Below are 20,088 nucleotides of genomic sequence, written 5' to 3' on the forward strand. Positions count from 1 at the left end.
GTCGGGCGCCTGATGGGCGCCTTGGGTTGTGCGAATGGCCATTCTAGCCGATGGACCATCCGCACACGAATGGCGGTTGAGCCTCGCTGACCCGGGGTTAGTCCAGCGCCTTTTGCAGTGTCCGGCCGGCTGCAGCAGGCGAGAAATGGGTTGCGACGTTGTCCATCCCGTTTACCGACAGGGTGGCCCAGAGTTCCGGGTCGTTGGCAAGGCGCTGGGTCATCTCGGCGAAGCCAGCGGCATCGTTTGCGACAAGGACGTCGATACCATCCCTCAGCTTCATGCCCTCGACCGCCAATGAGGTGGCCAGCACCGGCAGCCCATGGCTCATGGCCATGTTGATCTTGCCTTTCACGCCCGCGCCGAAACGTAGTGGTGCGATGGAAGCGAGCGCCCCCTCCAGCCAGGGCGTTAGGTCGGGAACGCGCCCGTGCAGCTCTAGCCCAGGCATGGCGAGTTCGTCGCGTGCCGACGCCGGGACGTCGCCCAGCACATGGATGCAAATACCGGGGATGTGGGCGCGCAAGACCGGCAGAATGTCAGTGGACATCCATCGGATGGCGTCGGCATTGGGCGGGTGGCCGAACCCACCAATGAAAACGAGATCGCCGCGCTTGCCCTGGGATCGGCTGCAGCCGTGCACATGGTGGATGTTGGAGAGCAGCTCCACTCGTGCCTGGGGCACCTCCGTGGCCAGCAGGTCCTGCTCATGAGGACTGACCACGAAGGTAATGTCCGCCTCTCGAATCAGGGCCAGCTCACTCTTGCGCGAAACGAGTGCCTGGCGAGCCATGGCCGGACTACCGCTGACTTCGGCTGCTCGTTGCTCGCGTAGGAAGTGCAGGTCCACGGTGTCAAAGAGCACGCGTGCCTTGGTCGCATACTTGCGTACAAGCGAAATGTACTGCCCTGCAACGGTATGCCGGCAAAGCATTACGGCATGTAGCTGGTCACCATTTTCTCGTAACCATGAAAGCAGATCGGGAACCCATGGGCGGTCCAGTACTTCTGTGCCAAGACAGCCTAGCGTTGCAATTTCTTCCTCGCTTGCGTGGCCGTCGTCGGGGAGGAAGAGCGTGTGCCAGCCCAGGTCATCGAGGATCTTGAGAATGGCGCACAGACGCAAAGAGCCCGAATCGCGTGTTGGATCCGGAGTCATGGTGTCTACCACCAGAACGCTTCCACGTCGCCGCCAGTTCAAGGCCCGTATCAGTGATGTGCCTTTGGGTGGCTGCTGGGTCAATAACGAGCTCCACTTGGCCGCGAACTTCGCTTGGTTCTGAAGCTGGTGGCGCTTCATGCCCGAATGCAGGTCGGTGCCTGCACTGATGCCTTCGTAGTGGACGACCGTGCTGGATGGTTCGTAGTAAACCTTCAGGCCCAATTGTCTGACCGCGAATGCTAGGTCAGTATCTTCGTAGTACCCGGGCGCGTAACGTAGATCAAATCCGCCTACCCGATTGAATATCTCCCTGCGGATCATCAGGGATGCTCCGCTCACGTAATCGACCTCGCGGCGGCATCTCCAAGCAGGTGCATCCCTGGGTTCGAAGCGACCTGCGGTCCAGCCTGAGCCGTCCGCAAAAACCAATCCGCCGGCCTCCTGCAATCGCCCGTCCGGATACACGAGCCTGCTACCCGCGATGCCACAGTCTGGCCTGTCCGCGAAGCACGCAAGCAATCCAGTCAGCCACTCGGGCATGACCTGCGTGTCATTGTTCAGGAACAGCAGGAACTCGCCGCGAGCAGCCCCTGCGCCAGCATTGCAACTGCCGACAAAACCGAGGTTCGCCGCATTGCGGATAAGGCGTAGTCCACCAATTTGCGAGAGAACTTCTGCGGTGTCGTCTGGGGACATGTCGTCCACGACTATCACTTCAAAAGCCGGGGCGGATGTGTTTCGCAGGAGGGAGCGGAGGCAAGCCAGCGTATACGCAATCTTTCCGTGGACCGGAATGATCATTGAGACCAGCGGTTCGGCAGCGCTCGGGAATTCGAACGGCGAGAAGGGCACGTCCAACGCATCGACTTGCAGCGAATCATCAACGGCGGGGCGTTGCTTGAATTCCTGTCTGACACGAGCAAAGGTGCCTCGCCAGCCACGCAATGCCACGCTGCTACGAAATCGTTGCAGCGTGTAATGCAAGCGCCGGAGGCGCCAAGTCAATCTAGCGGACAGCGGCGCGCCCTCAGAGATTCTGATAATTCGGCCCCGACCCACCCTCTGGCGTTACCCAGTTGATGATCTGGTAGGGGTCCTTGATGTCGCAGGTCTTGCAGTGCACGCAGTTGGCGGCGTTGATCTGCAGGCGTTTGCCTGCTTCGTCGTCGACGATCTCGTAGACGCCGGCGGGGCAGAAGCGGGTGCAGGGGTTGCCGTATTCGACGCTGCATTGGGTGATGCAGACGTTGGTGTCGGCGACCTGCAGGTGGATGGGCTGGTCTTCGTCGTGTTCGGTGGCGGCGAAGTAGACGCCGGCCAGGCGGTCGCGCGGCGGCAGTTCGCGCTGCACGTAATCGCGCTTGGGTTCTTCCTGCTGGCCGAGTTTGTGCAGGGAGGACCAGTCGGCCTTGTTCTTCAGCGTCCACGGCGAGGCGCCGCCCACGACGGTTTCCCAGGCGGCGTTGAGCATGCCGAACCACAGGCCCTTCTTGAAGGCGGGCTTGATGTTGCGCACCTTCTTCAGCTCGGCCATCACGTCGGAGGCGCGCAGCTTGGCGTCGAAGCCGGCCGGGTTGAGCTCGGTGGCAGCCAGGTGTTCGGCGGCGAGCATGCCGCTCTTGATGGCCTGGTGCGTGCCCTTGATCTTGGGCACGTTGAGCAGGCCGGCGGTGTCGCCGATCAGCAGCGCGCCCGGCATGTCCAGTTTGGGCAGCGACTGGTAGCCGCCGGTGACGATGGCGCGTGCGCCGGCCGAAAGGATCGTGCCGCCCTCCAGCAACGACTTCACCGTCGGGTGGTTCTTCCACTGCTGGAAGGCTTCCCACGGCTGGTAGTTGGGGTCGGTGTAGTCCAGGCCACTGACGTAGCCCAGCGCGATGCGGTCCTTGTCCAGGTGGTACAGGAAGCTGCCGCCGTAGGTGTGGCTGTCGGCCGGCCAGCCGAAGCTGTGCACGATCTTGCCCGGCTGCACGCGGCCGGCCGGCACCTGCCACAGTTCCTTGATGCCGATGGAATAGCCCTGCGGGTCGCTGTCCTTGTCGAGCGCGAAGCGCTTGATCAGCTGCTTGGTGAGGCTGCCGCGCGCGCCTTCGGCCAGCACGGTGACCTTGGCCTTGATGTCGATGCCCTGGGTGTAGCCCGCCTTGTGCGAACCATCCTTCGCCACGCCCATGTCGCCGATGCGCACGCCGGCGACGGAACCGTCGTCGTTGTAGACATTGTCGGCGGCGGCGAAGCCCGGGAACACGTCCACACCCAGCGCTTCGGCCTGCGGCGCCATCCAGGCGCACATGGCGCCGAGGGAGACGATGAAGTTGCCGTGGTTGTTCATGCCTGGCGGCACCGGCAGCTTGCGTTCGCCGGTCTTGGTGAGCAGCCAGAACTCGTCTTCGGTGGCCGGCACGCAGATCGGCGGTGGGTTGTCGCGCCAGCCGGGCAGCAGTGCGTCCAGCGGCTGCGGTTCGATCACCGCGCCGGAAAGGATCTGGGCGCCGATGGTCGATGCCTTCTCGATCACGCACACGCTCACGTCCGGCTTGAGCTGCTTGAGGCGAATGGCGAAGGAGAGGCCTGCGGGGCCTGCGCCGACGACGACGACGTCGTATTCCATCAATTCGCGGTCGCTCATGGCGTAACTCCAACTGGCTGGTGCGGCACGATTCCGTTCCCCCACGTATGGAAACGGGCAAACCGGCATTGTCCGGGTTCGGGGCTTGCCGGGCAACGTGGGGCTGAATCTTGCAAACCCTTCATCTCCGGTGGTGATAATCGACCGTGAGACCCAGGGAAGAAGAACATGAACCTGCAACCCCCGATCAATGATCTCGACCAGCGCCGGGCGACGATGTGTCAGCTGTTGCATTGGCTGGCGGTCGATCGGGTGCAGCCGCAGTCGTTGGCCGAGACCTACCTGGAGGCCATCGAGCGCCTCAACCCCGAGCTCAACGCCTATGTCAGCCTGAGCTCGGCCATGCTGCAGGAGCAGGCGCTGGCGGCCCAGCATCGCCGCCGCGACGGCGTGATCGGGCGGCTCGACGGCATTCCGATCGCGCTGAAGGACAACTTCGACGTGGCCGGTTGGCCGACCCGGGCCGGCCTGGCCGGTCGTCGGCAGGCGGTCGCCGATGACGCCCATGTGGTGTCGCGGCTGCGCGCCTCGGGCGCCGTGATCATCGGCAAGACCAATATGGACGAGGGCGCGCTGGGCGCGACCACCGACAATCCGCATTACGGTGCCACCCACAATCCGCATCGCCATGGCTATACCGCGGGCGGTTCGTCGGGCGGCGCCGCTGCCGCCGTGGCGGCTGGCCTTGCGGTGGCCGCGGTGGGTTCGGATAGCCTGGGCTCCATCCGCATCCCCGCGAGCTATTGCGGCGTGTATGCGCTCAAGCCCACGCATGGTGAAATCTCGGCGCGCGGCATGGTGCCTGCGGCGCGGCGACTCGACACGGTCGGCCTCATCGCGCGCAGCGCCGATGACCTCACCGTGTTGCTGCAGGTCTTGGCCGGCTACGACGCCGACGATCCGCGCTCGCGCCGCCGTCGCGTGGCCTTGTCGCCGCCGGACTGGGAGCCGGGCCGTTTGCGCGCCGGTTTCCTGCCCGACCTCGCCGCGCTGGGCGTGCATCAGGACGTCATTACCGTGTTCGAGGCGGCCTTGGCCAATTGGCCGCGTGAGCTGGGCGAACGTCGCACGGTGGATTTTTCCGATTGGGATTTTGCACGCACGCGTCGCGCCGGCTTCCTGCTGATGGAGGCGGAGATGCTGGGTACGTTCGCCGCGGATCTGGCCGATACCGAGGCGCGCGTGTCCGAGCACTTCCGCCGGTTGCTTGGCTACGCGGCGGGCAAGAGCGCGGCCGACTATGCCTGCGCCGACCGCGTGCTCGACGCGGCCACGCTCAAGATGCGCCGCCTGTTTGCGCAGATCGACGTGCTGGTGTTGCCCACCACGCCGCAGGGTGCGTTCCCGCTTGATGGTCCCGTGCCCGATTCGCAGGCGGACCTGACCAGCTTCGCCAGTCTGGCCGGTTGCCCCGCGGTGAATATTCCGATGGGTTACCTGCCCGATGGCATGCCTGTGGGCCTGCAGCTGGTGGGCGCGCGTGGTTCGGACCTGCGCCTGCTCGAGCTTGCCTCCGTGTTGGCCGCCACCCTGGACGTCGAGCCGGCGTACCCAGCCATCCGTTGATGCCGGTGATGGTGTGAGCTTGTTCGATCATGCATCGCCCACTGGCTGGCAGCCTTTGCCGTTGCCAGGCGCCGATCTCGCGTTATGGCCGCACTGGCTGGCGATGGAAGAAGCCGCCACGCTGCTTGCCGACCTGCAGGCCACGGTGCCGTGGGAAGTCCATCGCATCCGCATCCATGGCCGGGAGGTGGATTCGCCGCGCTTGAGTTGCTGGATCGGCGATCCTGACGCGACCTACGTGTATTCGCGCACGCGCTTCGTGCCGCGCCCGTGGCTGCCGTCGCTGGCGAATCTGCGAAGCCGCCTGGAGCAGGCGTGCGGTACCCGCTTCAATAGCGTGCTCGCCAACCTGTATCGCGACGGACAGGACTCGATGGGGTGGCACAGCGACAACGAGCCCGAGCTGGGCAAACGTCCGGTGATCGCCTCGCTGAGCCTCGGCGCCGAGCGGCGGTTCCGGCTCAAGCCGAGGCAAGGCGGGACGCGTGGGGACATGCGCGTCATCACGCTCGGTCACGGCAGCCTGCTCCGGATGGCCGGCGACACGCAGCGGCACTATGTGCACGACTTGCCGAAGACGAACGCCGCCATCGGGCCACGCATCAACCTGACGTTCCGCTGGATCGATCCCTCGCCGCGTTGAACGTCGATGTCACTCGGCGGGTGCTGCCGGCGATGCCAGCGATTGCTGCATCGTCCACGCCACCACCTGCGACGCCAGCGCATCGCTGGCCTGACCGAAAGCGGCGACCACCTGCGGTACGGACGTTCCACCCACGGGCTGCGTGATGTCGAAGCGTCGCGTCGCCACCACGCGCAAGCCGCTGTTCTGCACGAGCCGCGCGTCGTATCGGATCACCACCACCGGCGCATTGCCCTGGTATTCCGATTGGAAGGCACGCAGGTCGCCGGCCAGCGTGTAGCTCGCGGGCAGTCCATTGTCATCGCTGCTCACCGATGCCGCGCGGCCATCGTCACGGAAGGCATCGATCAGGCGGTTGCGCAGCAGCGTCGTGGCGGTGTCGCTCCAGCGTGCGCCCTTGTACACGCTGACCAGGTCGCCTTGCGGCATCACGGCGATGCGCGAGCTGTCGATCATGCGCTCGGCCTGCGGCGTGTTGATGCGCAGCGACCAGTTCGCCGAAGCTGCCTGCGCGTGTGGCAGCGGTGTCGCGGGCAGGCGATAGATCTCAGGCGTTTCCGCCTTGGGCAGCACCGAACAGGCGCCCAGCGCAATGAGCGCCATGCAACTGGAAAGGCGGGCATACAACCTCATGGCACGAACTCCTTGCTGCGATCGCGGCCCAACAGGAAGCCGGTGGGGTTGTCGTCGAGCCGGCGCGCGACGCCGCGCAACGAACCGGCGGCGTCGCGCAATTCGCGGATGGCGGGCGCCAGTTCGCTGAAGCCCTGCATGCCGCCATTGATCGAGGCGCGATTGTCGTTGACCAGGCGGTCGATGTTGGCGGTGACGCGCTCCACCGAGGCGAGCGCATTCCTGGCGCTGTCGAGCGTGGCCTTGCCCTGGTTGTCGACCAGGCCGTTCGCGGACTGCACGAGCTTCTGCGTTTGCGCCAGGGTGTCGTTGGCCTGCCTGCTGGCCTCGGCGAGTTGCTTGAGCAGCGTGCGGATGTCGTCGCGCTGGTCGGCGATGGCGCCAGTGGCCTTGTCCAGGTGATCGAGCGTGCGGCCGATGCGGTCCATGTTCTCGGGCGACAGCAGGGTGCTGGCGCGCGCCACCACATCGTTGATGTTCATCACCAGGTCCTCGCCGTTGGCGAGGATGCGACTGAGCGGCGAAGGATCGGCCACGATCACCGGCAGTTCACCGTTCTTGCTTTCCAGTGGCGGGCTGCCGGGCGATCCGCCACTGAGCTGGATCACCGCCAGGCCCGTCACGCCCGTCAGCGCGAGCTTGGCGTGGGTGTCCTGACGCACGGGCGTGTCGCCGCCAAGGCGGATCCACGCCAGCACCTTGCGCGGGTCCTGCTTGTCGAGCTTGAGCTGGGTGACGTCGCCGACCTTGATGCCGTTGTATTGCACGGCGCTGCCTTGCGAGAGCCCGGTGACGGCTTCGTTGAACACCACCTGGTAATACGAAAACTGGCGGTCCGAACTCGATTTCGCCAGCCACAGGCCGAACAGCAAGGCGGCCACCACCACGATCATGGTGAACAGGCCGATCAGCACATGATGCGCGCGGGTTTCCATATCACTTCACCTCGGGCGATGGTTCGCGCTCATGCGCTTCTTCCGCAGCGCGGCCGCGCGGGCCGTGGAAATACGATTGCACCCAGGCGTCGTCGGTCTTGGCGACGTCGTCGAGCGGGCCAACCACCAGCACTTTCTTCTGCGACAGCACGGCCACGCGGTCGCAGATGGTGTAGAGCGTGTCCAGGTCGTGGGTGACGAGGAACACGGTGAGCCCCAGCGCGTTGCGCAGGGTAAGGATCAGCTGGTCGAACGCCGCGGCGCCGATCGGGTCGAGTCCCGCGGTGGGCTCGTCCAGAAAGAGGATCTCCGGATCAAGCGCGAGCGCACGCGCCAGCGCCGCACGCTTCACCATGCCGCCCGACAGTTCGGAGGGGTACTTCGTCTCCGTGCCCGCAGGCAGGCCGGCCAGGGCGAGCTTCACGCCGGCGAGCGCATGCGCCTCCATTCGCGTGAGACCGGCGTGTTCGATCAGCGGCATCGCCACGTTTTCCACGATGTTGAGCGAGGAGAACAGGGCGCCGTTCTGGAACAGCACACCGAAGCGACGCTCCACCTGTGAGCGCTGGTCGGGCGAAAGCCGGAGAAGATCCTGGCCGAACACGTGCACGCTTCCCGAGGTGGGGCGACGCAAGCCCACGATGCTGCGCAACAGCACCGACTTGCCAGTGCCCGAGCCGCCAACGACGCCGAGGATTTCGCCGCGGCGCACGTCGAGGTCCAGGTGTTCGTGCACCGTCTGCGTACCGAAGCGGTTGACCAGGTCGCGTACCTGGATCACGTCGTCCTGCGGCTGCGGTTTGGTCATGGCGTTCACCAGCCCATCTCCATATAGAACAAGGCCGCCAGCGCATCGAGCAGGATCACCACGAAGATCGACTGCACCACCGAGGAGGTGGTGTGTTCACCCACCGACTCGGCGCTGCCGCTGACCTTGAAACCTTCCAGGCAGCCGATCACCGCAATCAGGAAGGCGAACACCGGCGCCTTCGCCATGCCGACCAGGAAGTGCTGCACGCCGATGTCCGACTTCACCAGGTTGAGGAACATCACCGGCGGGATATCCAGCACCAGCGCGCACACCAGCCCGCCACCGACAAGGCCGGCGATCATCGCCAGGAAGGTGAGCATGGGCAGCGAGGCCAGCATGGCGAGTACGCGGGGCAGCACCAGCAGTTCCATCGGGTCCAGGCCCAGTGCGCGGATCGCGTCGATTTCCTCATTCGCCTTCATCGAGCCGATCTGCGCGGTGAAGGCACTGGCCGTGCGGCCGGCCATCAGGATGGCCGTCAGCAATACGCCGAACTCGCGCAGGAACGAGTAGGCGACCAGGTCCACCGTATAGATGGTGGCGCCGAAATCCTTCAGCACCGTGGAGCCGAGGAAGGCCACGACCGCGCCCACCATGAAGGTGAGCAGGGCGACGATGGGCACGGCATCCAGCCCGATCTCCTCCACGTGCGCCACCAGCGAGGTCACCCGCCAGCGGCGCGGGCGCCACGCGGTGCGCGCGAAGGTTTCGAGGGTGAGGCCGACGAAGCCCAGCAGGCGAACCTGCTGGCGATAGACCGTTTCCATCGCCGCGCCGATGCGCGCCAGCAATTCGATGAAGGTGTTTCCGCGCGTGCGCGGCTTCGGCTCGACATAGTCGGCCATGGCCTTGCCGACCGTCTGCAGCAGGGCACGCTGGGCGGCCGGCAACGTGGGATCGGCATGGGCCAGGTCGCCGAGACGTGCCGCACCCAGCAGGCCGGCGAGCAGCGAAGCGCCGGCGGTATCCAGCGAGCCCAGGCCGCTCAGGTCGATGGGCGTGGCCGTGTCCAACCGGCTTTTCAGCGCGGCGGTGTTGCGCTCCAGCGTCGCGTAATGTACCAGCGTCCAGTCACCTGCCACGCGCAGGGAAGGCGGCGAGGTGCTGGCATCGAGTTGTGCGCTTCCTGTCGCCATCGATGGGTTCATGGGGCCGATGGTAGTGGAGTCTTGCGCAGGTCAGGTGACGAAACGACGGGATGGTTAACGCCGAGGACCCTGAAGCGTTTCCTCACAGGTAGCGACGCGGCTTCCTGTCCCGCTGGCCGTTTTCAGCTAGATTTAATGGAATCGGCACCCATCCTGGGTGCTTTGCGGTCATTGATAGAAGAACACACATGTCCTTCCTGTCCCACCTGGACGCACTCGAAGCCGAGAGCATCCATATCTTCCGCGAGACGGCGGCCGCGTTCGGGCGCCCGGTGATGCTCTATTCCATCGGCAAGGATTCCTCGGTCCTGCTGCACCTGCTGCGCAAGGCCTTTTATCCGGCGCGCCCGCCGATGCCGCTGCTGCACGTGGATACGACCTGGAAGTTCCGCGAGATGATCGCCTTCCGCGACCAGGTGGCGGCCGAAGGAGACGTCGAGGTCCTGGTGCATATCAATGAGGAAGGCTTGCGCCAAGGCATCTCGCCGCTGACCCACGGCTCGGCCGTGCATACCGACGTGATGAAGACGGCGGGCCTTAAGCAGGCGCTGGACAAGTACGGCTTCGATGCGGCCATCGGCGGCGCCCGTCGTGACGAGGAAAAGTCGCGCGCCAAGGAGCGCGTGTTCTCCTTCCGCAACGCGCAGCATCGCTGGGACCCCAAGCACCAGCGCCCGGAGCTGTGGCACACCTACAACACGCAGATCCACCAGGGCGAGAGCGTGCGCGTGTTCCCGCTGTCCAACTGGACCGAGATGGACGTGTGGCAGTACATCCGGCGCGAGGCCATCCCGGTGGTGCCGCTGTACTTCGCCAAGCCGCGTCCGGTGGTGGAGCGGGACGGTGCGCTGATCATGGTCGACGACGATCGCTTCACCCTGCGCGAGGGCGAGGCGGTGCAGATGCGCGAGGTGCGCTTCCGCACGCTGGGCTGCTATCCGTTGACCGGCGCGGTGGAGTCCTCGGCCGATACCCTGGACAAGATCATCGACGAGATGGCGGCATCGCGCAGCTCCGAGCGCCAGGGCCGCATGATCGACCATGACGGCAGCGCCTCCATGGAGCGCAAGAAACAGGAGGGCTACTTCTGATGGCGACCCTGGACATCACACCCACCTCGCAAGCTTCCACCCAGCTGCTGCGTTTCATTACCTGCGGCAGCGTCGATGACGGCAAGAGCACCCTGCTGGGGCGCCTGCTGTACGACACCGGCATGGTGCCGGACGACCAGCTCGCCGCGCTGGCGCGCGACAGCCGCAAGCTGCATGCGGACACGCCCGATGCGCTGGATTTCTCCCTGCTCACCGACGGCCTCGACGCCGAGCGCCAGCAGGGCATCACCATCGACGTGGCCTACCGCTATTTCCATAGTGCGCGGCGCAGCTTCATCGTGGCCGACTGCCCTGGGCACGAGCAGTACACCCGCAACATGGCCACCGGCGCCTCCAACGCCGGGCTTGCCGTGGTGCTCATCGATGCGCGCAAGGGCGTGCTGCCGCAGACACGCCGGCATACCTATATCTGCGCGCTGATGGGCATCCGCCAGGTCGTGGTCGCGGTGAACAAGATGGATCTGGTGGATTGGCGCGAGGACATCTACGCCGCCATCGCCCACGAGTACCGCGAGCTTGCCGCCCAGTTGGGCATCGCCCAGGTCCATTGCCTGCCCGCGGTGGCGCCCAGTGGCGACAACGTCGGGCGCCGCTCCGATCGCATGGGATGGTACGAGGGCCCCTGCCTGCTCGAACTGCTGGAGTCGGCCGATACCGCTCCCGCGCAAGGCACCGAGTTCCGCATGCCGGTGCAGTGGGTGAACCGCCCCGATGCTTCCTTCCGCGGCTACGCCGGCACTGTCTGTGGCGGCCGCGTCGCAGTCGGCGATGAGGTCGTGGTACAGCCGGCCATGCGCCGCGCGCGCATCGAGCGGATCGTGACCGCCGATGGTGATCTCCCGCATGCGTCCGAGGGTCAAGCGGTGACGCTGACGCTGGACCGTGAAATCGACGTGAGTCGCGGCGATGTCATCGCCGACGCCGCGCGCCCGGCACCCGTCGCCGACCAGTTCGCCGCGCACGTGCTGTGGATGGGCGATGAGCCCTTGCTGCCCAACCGCGCCTACTGGCTGAAGATCGGCACGCGCACGGTCAATGCGCGCGTCACCACCATCAAGCACAAGGTCGACGTCAACACGCAGGCCGAACTGGCCGCTCGCCGGCTGGAGCTCAACGAGGTCGGCTACTGCAATATCGACCTCGACCATGCCATCGCCTTCGAGTCCTACGCGGACAACCGCACGCTCGGCGGCTTCGTGCTGATCGACCGCCAGACCAACGCCACCGTCGGCTGCGGCATGCTGGACTTTGCCCTGCGCCGCGCCGCCAACGTGCACTGGCAGCACACCGACCTGGACAAGCAGGCCCGCAGCCTGAGCAAGGGCCAGCAGGCACGCTGCCTGTGGTTCACCGGCCTGTCGGGCGCGGGCAAGTCCACCATCGCCAACCTGGTCGAGCGCAGGCTGCACGCGCTGGGCTATCACACCTACATGCTGGACGGTGACAACCTGCGCCATGGCCTGAACAAGGACCTGGGTTTCACCCCCGAGGCACGTGTCGAGAACGTGCGTCGCGTGGCCGAGGTGGCGCACCTGATGGTCGATGCCGGCCTGGTCGTGCTCGTCTGCGTGATCTCGCCTTTCCAGAGCGAGCGGCGTTTCGCGCGCGGCCGGTTCGACGAAGGCGAGTTCATCGAGGTGTTCGTCGACACCACGCTGGAGGAATGCGAGCGGCGTGACCCCAAGGGGCTCTATCGCAAGGCGCGCGCCGGCGAGATCCTCAACTTCACCGGCATCGACTCTCCCTACGAGGCGCCGGAACAGGCCGAGCTGCACCTGCGTACCAGCGGATTGCGACCGGAGCAGCTGGCGGAGCAGGTGGTGGAGCAGTTGCTCCATGGCATGGGCGAAGACCGCCCGCACGCATAAGCAATACCGCACGCTGTCGCTCCGGCGCAGACCGGAACGACGGCCGGGTGGGTTCCTTGCCGCAACGACGCGCATGCTGCGCTGCACGAGTTCGCGATACGCCCGCGCACGGCGCGTCGCACCGCACTCGGCTTGGAATGTATCCACGCCCCCGGCGATAATGTCGCTTTCCCCAGAGCTCGACTGCGATGACCGAGAAGACCGTACTCAACGACACCCATCGTGCGCTCGGCGCGCGCATGGTCGATTTCGGCGGTTGGGACATGCCGATCAATTACGGCTCGCAGATCGAGGAGCATCACGTCGTGCGTCGCGACGCCGGCATGTTCGACGTCTCCCACATGACCGTGGTCGACCTGCATGGCCCGCGCACGCGCGAGTTCCTGCGCCACCTCGTCGCCAACAATGTCGACAAGCTGAAGGTGCAGGGCAAGGCGCTCTATACGTGCATGCTCAACGAGCAGGGCGGCGTGGTGGACGACCTGATCGTCTACTTCCTGGGCGAGGAGTTCTTCCGCCTGGTCGTGAACGCAGCCACCCGCACGAAGGACCTGGCGTGGATCGAACAGCATGCCAGGGCGTTCGACGTGCAGGTCAAGGAGCGCCCCGACTTCGCCATGATCGCCGTGCAGGGTCCCAACGCCCGCGCCAAGGTGATCGGCCTGCTGGCGGAGGTGGACCACGAGCGCATCGGCAAGCTCGGCAAGTTCGCCGCGGCAGCCGCGCAGGGTCCGCACGGCATGCCGCTGTTCGTGGCGCGCACCGGCTACACCGGCGAGGACGGCTTCGAAATCATCGTGCCGCAGGAGCACGCCGTCGCCCTGTGGAATGCGCTCGCTGCCGCCGGCGTCGCGCCGGCCGGCCTCGGCGCGCGCGACACGCTGCGACTGGAAGCGGGCATGAACCTCTACGGCCAGGACATGGATGACGACGTGTCCCCGTGGGAGGCCAACCTTGGCTGGACGATCTCGCTCGACGAAGGTCGCGACTTCATCGGCCGCAAGGCGCTGGAAGCGCAGAAGGCCGCGGGCGTCAAGCGCGTGATGGTGGGGCTGGTGCTGGACGAGAAGGGCGTGCTGCGCCATGGGCAGGCCGTGCTCACCGCCAACGGCAACGGCGAGATCCTCTCCGGCAGCTTCGCGCCCACGCTCAACAAGGCCGTCGCGTTCGCGCGCATTCCAGCGGGCGAGCCGGGCGACGTGCGGGTGGACATCCGCGGCAAGGAAGTGCCGGTGCGCGTGGTGAAGTACCCGTTCGTGCGCGACGGCAAGCCCTGCGAAGGCATCTGACCTCGCCTTATTCCATGGCGACATGCATCCCATGTTGCCCAACGGGTGAAGCGGCTAGAATTGCCGCTCCACCATCACCCGACATCAACGACTGGATCCGATCATGAGCGAGATTCCCGGCGATCTGAAATTCCTCAAGTCCCACGAATGGGCTCGCGTCGAAGACGACGGCCTGGTTCGCGTGGGTATTTCCGACCATGCCCAAGGCCAGCTGGGCGACCTCGTCTACGTCGAGTTGCCGGAAATCGGTGCCGCCGTGCAGGCCGGCCATGGCGTGGCGGTGGTTGAGTCGGTCAAGGCCGCCTCGGACATCTACTCCCCGGTGTCGGGCGAGATCGTTGCGGTCAACGAAGCCCTCAACGACAAGCCGGAAACCATCAATGAAGACGCCTTCGGCGACGGCTGGATCTTTCTGGTCCGCGCCAGCGATCGTGCCGAATTGAACGAGCTGCTCGACGCCGACGCCTACGCGGAGCTGGTCGAAAACGAAGACCACTGATCGCTGCTCGACGCTTCGCCCGACGCCGGCCGCCTCAAGCGGCCGGCGTCTTTTTAGGTACCGACGTGCCGTGCATCACGTTCGATGCGCCGCGTGATCGATGCCGGATGAGTTCGAAAATCGGCGTTTTGCATCTCGCCGTCCATGCCGATAGATGGCCAAGGCGAAAGTAGGCGATCGGGGCCGGGCGAACCTTCGCGCCACCCGTCCGGCGACCCCGGGTGTCGGTCGGGGCAGGGTCGGGCGGCATTCTGTCCCCTCCGGCCGAAGAAAAATTCAGTCGTGTTTTGTTCATCCAAAATGGGGGTGCGCAGAGGCGCGCATCGCGTGAGACAGTCGCTCCAGGATGAATGAGACAGTCGAACGCGTCCGATTGGCCGTATTTGACTTATATGCCTTTTTTTAAGTGGTTTTATGCATTCCAAGATAATCGGCGAACGTTTTCGTTTAGCGGTATGGACGTCTGATCAAAAATGCACCAAGACCCCCTCCAGGCCTTGCCGGGCGGGGGTTTGGACCCTCCTGGGGGTGGGTGAAACGGATCGATTTCATGTTTAAAATCAATTGACAGCTGAAATCTTCAGGAATAGCTTTCGCATCGGAACACGGAGAACGGGTGCCATGGCAACATCGAAATTCATCAAACCTTATATCGAGCATGGAGAGAAAGCCGGCGCAGTACGCAAGATCACGGTGTCGATTCCATTGCACGTGTTGAGGCCCCTATCTGACGAACGCACCCGGCGTCAGGTAAACAATCTTCGGCACGCCACCAATAGCGATCTGCTTGTGGAGGCGTTCCTGCATGCTTTTACTGGGCAACCACTGCCAACTGATGAGGAGCTGAGACGAACTATGGCCACTGCCAAGAAAGCCGCAAAGAAACCCGCCGCCAAGAAGGCGAGCAAGAAGACCGCTGTGAAGAAGGCCGCCGCGAAGAAGCCGGTTGCCCGTAAGCCGGCCGCCAAGAAGGCTGCCAAGAAGGTCGCCAAGAAGGCCGTTGCTAAGAAGCGCCCGGCTGCCGCCAAGAAGGCTGCCGTGAAGAAGGTTGCTACCAAGAAGGTGGCGAAGAAGGCCACTGCCAAGAAGCGCACCGTGAAGAAGGCCGCTGCTGCCAAGGTGGTCAAGGCCACCAAGGCTGCCAAGGCCCCCAAGGCGGCCAAGGCTGCCAAGAAGTAAGCTTCACCAATAACAGGCAACACCGACTTTTCTCCCCGCGGTGCCCAGCGCGGGGGGAGTCCTTCGAAAGAGCGATTCGTCCCGGCCCGTGCCGGGACGCTTCGTTTCCGGGGTACGAAAAATTCCTAACGTGTCGCCTGCCGGCGCCACCGCGATGCAGGTGGCGTGTGACGACTCTCCGAAGTGTGCGTGTGCGCCGCGAAGCTACGTGCGATTTGCCGTAGTGCTGCATTGCGGTTACCTTTCGCACATCCGCGCCGCGGGAACCTGGGGAGGTTCCCGCTCCTGGATTCACAGGGGGAAAAAGCGCGGGTATCTGATGCCACTCGGTGAGAGATCATGGATACCCGATACACACGTCATGCGCGCCGTCGTGCGCGTGGGGCCATTCGGCCCGCTGCCATCGCCATTGTTGCTGTCGTCGCCGTGCTTGCGGCAGCGTCGTGGTTCCTCATTATCAAGCCGCACCAGGAACTGATGGACACCGAAGCCGGTGGCCATCCGTCGACACCGGTGCAGGCCGGCACGGTGGCGCCGCCACCGCCGGCCAACGTGGGTGCGATGAGCATCAACCAGCTGCTCGCCGAGGCACGCAAGGCGGTGAATGAGCAGCGACTGCTCGCGCCTGCCGGCAACAATGCCTTCGAGTTCTACCTCAAGGTGCTGGAGAAGCAGCCAGGCAACCAGGTGGCGTCCGATGCGTTGCGCGAGACCTTCCCGGTCGGTGCCAGCGTGGCCGAACAGTCCATCAACCAGCGCGACTTCAATGACGCGCAGCGCCAGATCGACCTGCTGGCGAAGGCCGACCCGGCCAACTACACGCTGACCATCCTTCGCTCCAAGCTCGATGCCCAGCGCAAGTTGCAGGATCGCGAGCAGCAGCAGGCGTCGGACAAGGAGAAGGCGGCACAGCTGGCGGCGCAGAAGGCGGCATCGGACAAGGCCGAGGCGGATCGCCAGGCGGCCGAAGCGCAGCAGCGCACCTTGGCCGAGCAGCAGCAGCGCGCGGCGCAGGCGCGCCTGGCGCAGCAGCAACAGCAGAGCGAGGCGCGCCAGCAGCAGGCGGCGGCCACCACGGCGGCAGCGAGCGACAGCGGTGCTGCCGGCGGCACGCACGGGCCGGTGCTGGTGCGCAACGTCAATCCGCGCTATCCCACGACGGCGGTGCGCGCCAACCAGGAAGGCTGGGTGGAGGTGACCTTCACCATCACGCCGGAAGGCAACGTGGATGACGTCAAGGTGGTGGATGCCGAGCCGCGCCACGTGTTCGACCGCGCTGCCGTGGAAGCGGTGAGTCGCTGGAAGTACCAGCCGGCCACGCAGAACGGCACGCCGATCGCGTCGCAGGACAAGCGCCGCATCGTGTTCAAGCTCAACTGACGGAAGGCGCCACGCTACGGCGTGGCCACCTGCAGGACCAGGGGCGCCGCGTGGAAGCACGCGGCGCCTTCTTCTTGCTCAAGTGTCGCGTCAATTCCCCGAGAGATCGTGGTCCGCCGGGAGATCGTGCTTGTGGCCGCGGCCGCTGGCGGCGGTTCTGCCCTTGCTGCGTGTCTTGCCCTTGGCGATGGCCGAGGTCTTCGGCGCGCTGCCTTCGATGCCGGCCCAATCCACGTGCGGAAGGCCGAGCAGTTCGTCGAACACCATCGGCATCAGGCCGGCGGGTGTCGGACCCGACGAGTTCCACATCGTCACCACGCCGATGCGGTACTTCGGCAGGAAGCCGATCATGGTGCGGTAGCCCTCGACGGCGCCGGCGTGGAACACCATCGTCTCGCCTTCGTAGTCGAACACGCGCCAGCCGAGCGCATAGGACGCATCCGACAATCGCGCGCGACGCCAGGGTGAGGAGTGCAGTTCCACGGGCGTGGCGACTTCCGGTGTGTGCAGGGTGTCCAGCAGCTTGGCCGGCAGCACGTCCGGCCGGCCACCCATCTGCGCGATCAGCCACTGCTCCATGTCGCGCAGGCTGGCGTTGACGCCGGCGGCGGGCGCCACGCGGTAATAGGCCTGCTTGGGTTCGAAGGGAATCCATCCGTTGCTGGTCTGTCGATGCGGACGCGCCCAGCTCTTGCTCTCCTCCAGGCCTTCGCGGCCGTAGCTGGCCGTCTTCATGCCGAGAGGAAAGAAGATGCGCTTGTCGACCTGGCGGCTGAAGAAGTCGCCGGTCTGCGCATAGACGATGTCGCCGATCAGGCTGAAGGCGATGTTCTGGTAGCCGTAGCACTGGCCCACGTCGCAGGTGAGCGTGACCTCGTCGAGCTTGCGCGCGAGCTCCTCGTACGGGATGTTTTCCTCGAGCATGTTGTCGTAGGTGTTCTTCGGCAGACCCAGCCGCTGGCCGAGGATGTCGCGCACGGTGGCCTGTTCGGCGGCGCTGTCGCTCTTGAGATGGAAGAACGGCAGCACTGCAGCGAGCTTGGTGTCCCAGCTCAGCTTGCCGTCGCCTACCAGCACGCCGGTCAGGGCGGTGGCGAACGCCTTGGAGAGCGAGGCAAGGCGAAATACCGTTTCCGGTGTGATCGGCTCGCGCGTGCTGGCGTTGGCGTAGCCGATGGTGTCCTCGAAGACGACCTTGTCGTCGACCACCACCGCGGTGGCGAGGCCGGCCACTTCATTGCGCTGGTCCAGGCGATCCAGCCACTGCTGGTAGGCGCTCAGCGCTTCCTTGAGGCGTTCGGGCGGCAGCGTCTGTGGGGTTGCCGCGGCAGAGTCGGCGGGGGGCGTGGCGGCGCGCACATGCAACGGGACGAAGGACAATCCCAGTGCCGCGACGACGACCAATGAAATCGTGCGAAACGTCATGTTGCCTGAACGTTGGCGGCGCCCGAGGGACACCGATGGAATGGAATCGGCACCGGACGCTGCCGGGCCAGTCGGATTGCGAGCCGGAATCCTTCCATGACGCCGCGCGAGAGTACCGCAGGAATGGCTGAAAAGTCCCTGTCGCGGCGGTCGGGGAAGGCTTCCATTAAGACCGCGTGAGGAACGTCATGTTGCGCCCAGGATCAGCTCGCTCGCCCGTTCGGCCATCATGATCACCGGTGCATTGGTGTTGCCGCTCGGCAGGCTCGGCATCGCCGAGGCATCGACCACACGCAGTCCCTCGATGCCGCGCACGCGAAGTTCGCTGTCGAGCGGGGCGGCTGCGTCGTCGCCCATGCGGCAGGTGCCCGCGGGGTGATAAATCGTCTCGGCCTTGCGCCGGATGAAGTCGATGTACTCCGCATCGGTCTGCAGCGCTCGTTCGGGAAAGACGGGCGCGCCGCGATAGGACGCGAAGGCCGGCTGCGAAAGGATTTCGCGCGACAGGCGGGCGGCCTCGACCATGCGCTGCAGGTCGTGTCCCTCTGCATCGCCGAGGTAGTTCGCATGGATGGCGATCGGCTGCGCAGGATCCGCCGAACGCAGACGCAGTTGGCCACGGCTGCGTGGGTGCAAATAGCACGCGTGCACCGTATAGCCGTAGCCGGGCAGACGATGACGACCGTGGTCGTCCAGCTGCGCAGGCACGAAATGGAACTGGATGTCACAGCGCTCGTCCGTGGCCAGCCGGCTGCGCACGAAGCCGCCGGCTTCCGCCACGTTGGAACTGCCGGGACCATCGCGATGACGCAGGAATCGCCAGCCCGCCGCGAGCTCGTTGAGATGATCGTAGGAAACCTTCCGCGTGCTGCCGTCGAGCGTGCAGATGTCCAGGTGATCCTGCAGGTGCGCGCCGACGTCCGGCACATCGGCCTGCACCACAACGCCATGCTCGCGCAGGTGATCCGCCGGCCCGATGCCGGAGAGCATCAGCAACTGCGGCGTATTGATGGCGCCGCCGGCGAGGATGACTTCGCCCGCTTCGAGGATCGCCGCATGACCCTGCAACTGCACGCCCACGGCGCGTCCATCGCGGATCACCACGCGGGCGACCGCCGCCTTGGTGCGCACTTCGAGATTCGGCCGTTGTCGTGCCGGCTGCAGGTAGGCCACCGCGGTCGAGCAGCGCCGGCCATCGCGCTGCGTGACCTGGTACAGGCCGAAGCCTTCCTGCCGCGCGCCGTTGAAGTCGTCGTTGCGCGGATGGCCGGCACTGACACCTGCGTCGATGAACGCCGCCGACAGTTCGTTGTGATGGCGCAGGTCGCTCACGCCAAGTGGCCCGCCTGCGCCGTGCAGTGCGCTGGCGCCGCGGGTGTTGTCTTCGCTATGGATGAACCAGGGAAGCACCTGTTCCCACGACCAGCGCGCATCGCCGGTGGCCTGCGCCCAGCGGTCGTAGTCGCCGGGCACGCCGCGCGCGTAGATCATCGCGTTGATGGCGCTGGAACCCCCCAGCGTCTTGCCGCGTGGCCACCACAGCCGTCGGTCATGCAGTTGCGGCTCGGGCTCGGTGTGGTAGTTCCAGTTGAAATGGCGGTTGTTGGCCAGGCGGGCGATGCCGGCAGGCATGTGGATCAGCGGATGCCAGTCGCTCGGTCCCGCCTCGAGCAGCAGTACGCGCTTGCCGCGATGGGCGCTCAAGCGGTTGGCCAGCACGCAGCCGGCCGAACCGGCACCCACGATGATGTAGTCGTACGTCACTTCGTCCCCTGCCCATGACTGTCACGACCGCATGCTAGTCTGATG

General features: G+C 65.4%; 16 protein-coding genes. 8 read left to right on the forward strand and 8 right to left on the reverse strand.

Features of this window, described 5'->3' with window-relative positions; genetic code table 11:
- Positions 1–97: 97 nt before the first annotated feature.
- Together CA260_RS03535 and CA260_RS03540 are read right to left on the reverse strand one after the other, a co-directional pair.
- Positions 98–2,146, reverse strand: coding sequence for a glycosyltransferase (locus tag CA260_RS03535; RefSeq protein ID WP_238149601.1), 2,049 nt, complete (start codon positions 2,144–2,146; stop codon positions 98–100).
- A gap of 43 nt (positions 2,147–2,189) precedes the next feature.
- Positions 2,190–3,791 (reverse strand): electron transfer flavoprotein-ubiquinone oxidoreductase, encoded by a 1,602-nt coding sequence (locus CA260_RS03540; RefSeq protein ID WP_111981047.1) that lies wholly within the window; start codon positions 3,789–3,791, stop codon positions 2,190–2,192.
- Between the two features lie 168 nt (positions 3,792–3,959).
- Here CA260_RS03540 and CA260_RS03545 point away from each other — a divergent pair, with 168 nt between their 5' ends.
- Positions 3,960–5,357 (forward strand): amidase, encoded by a 1,398-nt coding sequence (locus CA260_RS03545; RefSeq protein ID WP_111981048.1) that lies wholly within the window; start codon positions 3,960–3,962, stop codon positions 5,355–5,357.
- A gap of 13 nt (positions 5,358–5,370) precedes the next feature.
- Complete coding sequence (locus tag CA260_RS03550) at positions 5,371–6,000, forward strand: alpha-ketoglutarate-dependent dioxygenase AlkB family protein (protein ID WP_111981049.1); 630 nt, start codon at positions 5,371–5,373, stop codon at positions 5,998–6,000.
- A gap of 9 nt (positions 6,001–6,009) precedes the next feature.
- On the opposite strand, the gene CA260_RS03555 is transcribed toward CA260_RS03550, so the two are convergent.
- Genes CA260_RS03555 through CA260_RS03570 form a run of 4 tightly spaced genes read right to left on the reverse strand, consistent with a single transcriptional unit; the run spans position 6,010 to position 9,515 of the window.
- Positions 6,010–6,633: an ABC-type transport auxiliary lipoprotein family protein gene (locus CA260_RS03555; RefSeq protein ID WP_111981050.1), complete on the reverse strand. Its 624-nt coding sequence runs from the start codon at positions 6,631–6,633 to the stop codon at positions 6,010–6,012.
- Positions 6,630–7,568 carry an MlaD family protein gene (locus CA260_RS03560; RefSeq protein WP_111981051.1) on the reverse strand — a complete coding sequence of 313 codons (939 nt, stop codon included), beginning with the start codon at positions 7,566–7,568 and terminating at the stop codon, positions 6,630–6,632. The genes CA260_RS03555 and CA260_RS03560 overlap by 4 nt, the downstream gene beginning before the upstream one ends.
- Position 7,569: 1 nt before the next feature.
- Positions 7,570–8,376, reverse strand: coding sequence for an ABC transporter ATP-binding protein (locus tag CA260_RS03565; RefSeq protein WP_111982984.1), 807 nt, complete (start codon positions 8,374–8,376; stop codon positions 7,570–7,572).
- Positions 8,377–8,381: 5 nt separating this feature from the next.
- Positions 8,382–9,515: an ABC transporter permease gene (locus CA260_RS03570; RefSeq protein ID WP_202864039.1), complete on the reverse strand. Its 1,134-nt coding sequence runs from the start codon at positions 9,513–9,515 to the stop codon at positions 8,382–8,384.
- A gap of 200 nt (positions 9,516–9,715) precedes the next feature.
- Between CA260_RS03570 and cysD the strand changes: the two genes are divergently transcribed.
- The 6 genes from cysD (at position 9,716) to CA260_RS03600 (ending at position 16,854) form a co-directional block, all read left to right on the forward strand.
- Positions 9,716–10,618 carry a sulfate adenylyltransferase subunit CysD gene (cysD, locus tag CA260_RS03575; RefSeq protein WP_111981053.1) on the forward strand — a complete coding sequence of 301 codons (903 nt, stop codon included), beginning with the start codon at positions 9,716–9,718 and terminating at the stop codon, positions 10,616–10,618.
- On the forward strand, positions 10,618–12,507 hold the full coding sequence (gene cysN, locus CA260_RS03580) for a sulfate adenylyltransferase subunit CysN (protein ID WP_111981054.1): 1,890 nt from the start codon (positions 10,618–10,620) through the stop codon (positions 12,505–12,507). The genes cysD and cysN overlap by 1 nt, the downstream gene beginning before the upstream one ends.
- A 188-nt stretch (positions 12,508–12,695) precedes the next feature.
- A complete protein-coding gene (gcvT, locus tag CA260_RS03585; protein ID WP_111981055.1) occupies positions 12,696–13,796 on the forward strand; it encodes a glycine cleavage system aminomethyltransferase GcvT in 1,101 nt (366 codons plus the stop codon).
- Positions 13,797–13,899: 103 nt separating this feature from the next.
- A complete protein-coding gene (gene gcvH, locus CA260_RS03590; RefSeq protein WP_111981056.1) occupies positions 13,900–14,295 on the forward strand; it encodes a glycine cleavage system protein GcvH in 396 nt (131 codons plus the stop codon).
- A 621-nt stretch (positions 14,296–14,916) separates the two neighbouring features.
- Entirely contained in the window at positions 14,917–15,474 is a 558-nt protein-coding gene (gene metJ, locus CA260_RS21480) for a met regulon transcriptional regulator MetJ (RefSeq protein WP_111981057.1), read from the forward strand.
- 339 nt (positions 15,475–15,813) lie between these two features.
- On the forward strand, positions 15,814–16,854 hold the full coding sequence (locus CA260_RS03600; RefSeq protein WP_111981058.1) for an energy transducer TonB: 1,041 nt from the start codon (positions 15,814–15,816) through the stop codon (positions 16,852–16,854).
- 90 nt (positions 16,855–16,944) lie between these two features.
- On the opposite strand, the gene CA260_RS03605 is transcribed toward CA260_RS03600, so the two are convergent.
- Complete coding sequence (locus CA260_RS03605; RefSeq protein ID WP_111981059.1) at positions 16,945–18,279, reverse strand: serine hydrolase domain-containing protein; 1,335 nt, start codon at positions 18,277–18,279, stop codon at positions 16,945–16,947.
- 186 nt (positions 18,280–18,465) lie between these two features.
- Positions 18,466–20,043 carry a GMC family oxidoreductase gene (locus CA260_RS03610; protein WP_111981060.1) on the reverse strand — a complete coding sequence of 526 codons (1,578 nt, stop codon included), beginning with the start codon at positions 20,041–20,043 and terminating at the stop codon, positions 18,466–18,468.
- Between the last annotated feature and the right edge of the window lie 45 nt (positions 20,044–20,088).

The sequence above is a fragment of the Dyella jiangningensis genome (genome assembly GCF_003264855.1).
Taxonomy (GTDB): domain Bacteria; phylum Pseudomonadota; class Gammaproteobacteria; order Xanthomonadales; family Rhodanobacteraceae; genus Dyella; species Dyella jiangningensis_C.

What these genes read in the sequence shown, in the direction of transcription:
- CA260_RS03540 (WP_111981047.1), bottom strand. Translation starts at nt 3,791, where the DNA reads ATGAGCGACCGCGAATTGATGGAATACGACGTCGTCGTCGTCGGCGCA.
- CA260_RS03545 (WP_111981048.1), top strand. Translation starts at nt 3,960, where the DNA reads ATGAACCTGCAACCCCCGATCAATGATCTCGACCAGCGCCGGGCGACG.
- CA260_RS03555 (WP_111981050.1), bottom strand. Translation starts at nt 6,633, where the DNA reads ATGAGGTTGTATGCCCGCCTTTCCAGTTGCATGGCGCTCATTGCGCTG.
- CA260_RS03560 (WP_111981051.1), bottom strand. Translation starts at nt 7,568, where the DNA reads ATGGAAACCCGCGCGCATCATGTGCTGATCGGCCTGTTCACCATGATC.
- CA260_RS03565 (WP_111982984.1), bottom strand. Translation starts at nt 8,376, where the DNA reads ATGACCAAACCGCAGCCGCAGGACGACGTGATCCAGGTACGCGACCTG.
- CA260_RS03570 (WP_202864039.1), bottom strand. Translation starts at nt 9,515, where the DNA reads ATGGCGACAGGAAGCGCACAACTCGATGCCAGCACCTCGCCGCCTTCC.
- cysD (WP_111981053.1), top strand. Translation starts at nt 9,716, where the DNA reads ATGTCCTTCCTGTCCCACCTGGACGCACTCGAAGCCGAGAGCATCCAT.
- cysN (WP_111981054.1), top strand. Translation starts at nt 10,618, where the DNA reads ATGGCGACCCTGGACATCACACCCACCTCGCAAGCTTCCACCCAGCTG.
- gcvT (WP_111981055.1), top strand. Translation starts at nt 12,696, where the DNA reads ATGACCGAGAAGACCGTACTCAACGACACCCATCGTGCGCTCGGCGCG.
- gcvH (WP_111981056.1), top strand. Translation starts at nt 13,900, where the DNA reads ATGAGCGAGATTCCCGGCGATCTGAAATTCCTCAAGTCCCACGAATGG.
- metJ (WP_111981057.1), top strand. Translation starts at nt 14,917, where the DNA reads ATGGCAACATCGAAATTCATCAAACCTTATATCGAGCATGGAGAGAAA.
- CA260_RS03600 (WP_111981058.1), top strand. Translation starts at nt 15,814, where the DNA reads ATGGATACCCGATACACACGTCATGCGCGCCGTCGTGCGCGTGGGGCC.
- CA260_RS03605 (WP_111981059.1), bottom strand. Translation starts at nt 18,279, where the DNA reads ATGACGTTTCGCACGATTTCATTGGTCGTCGTCGCGGCACTGGGATTG.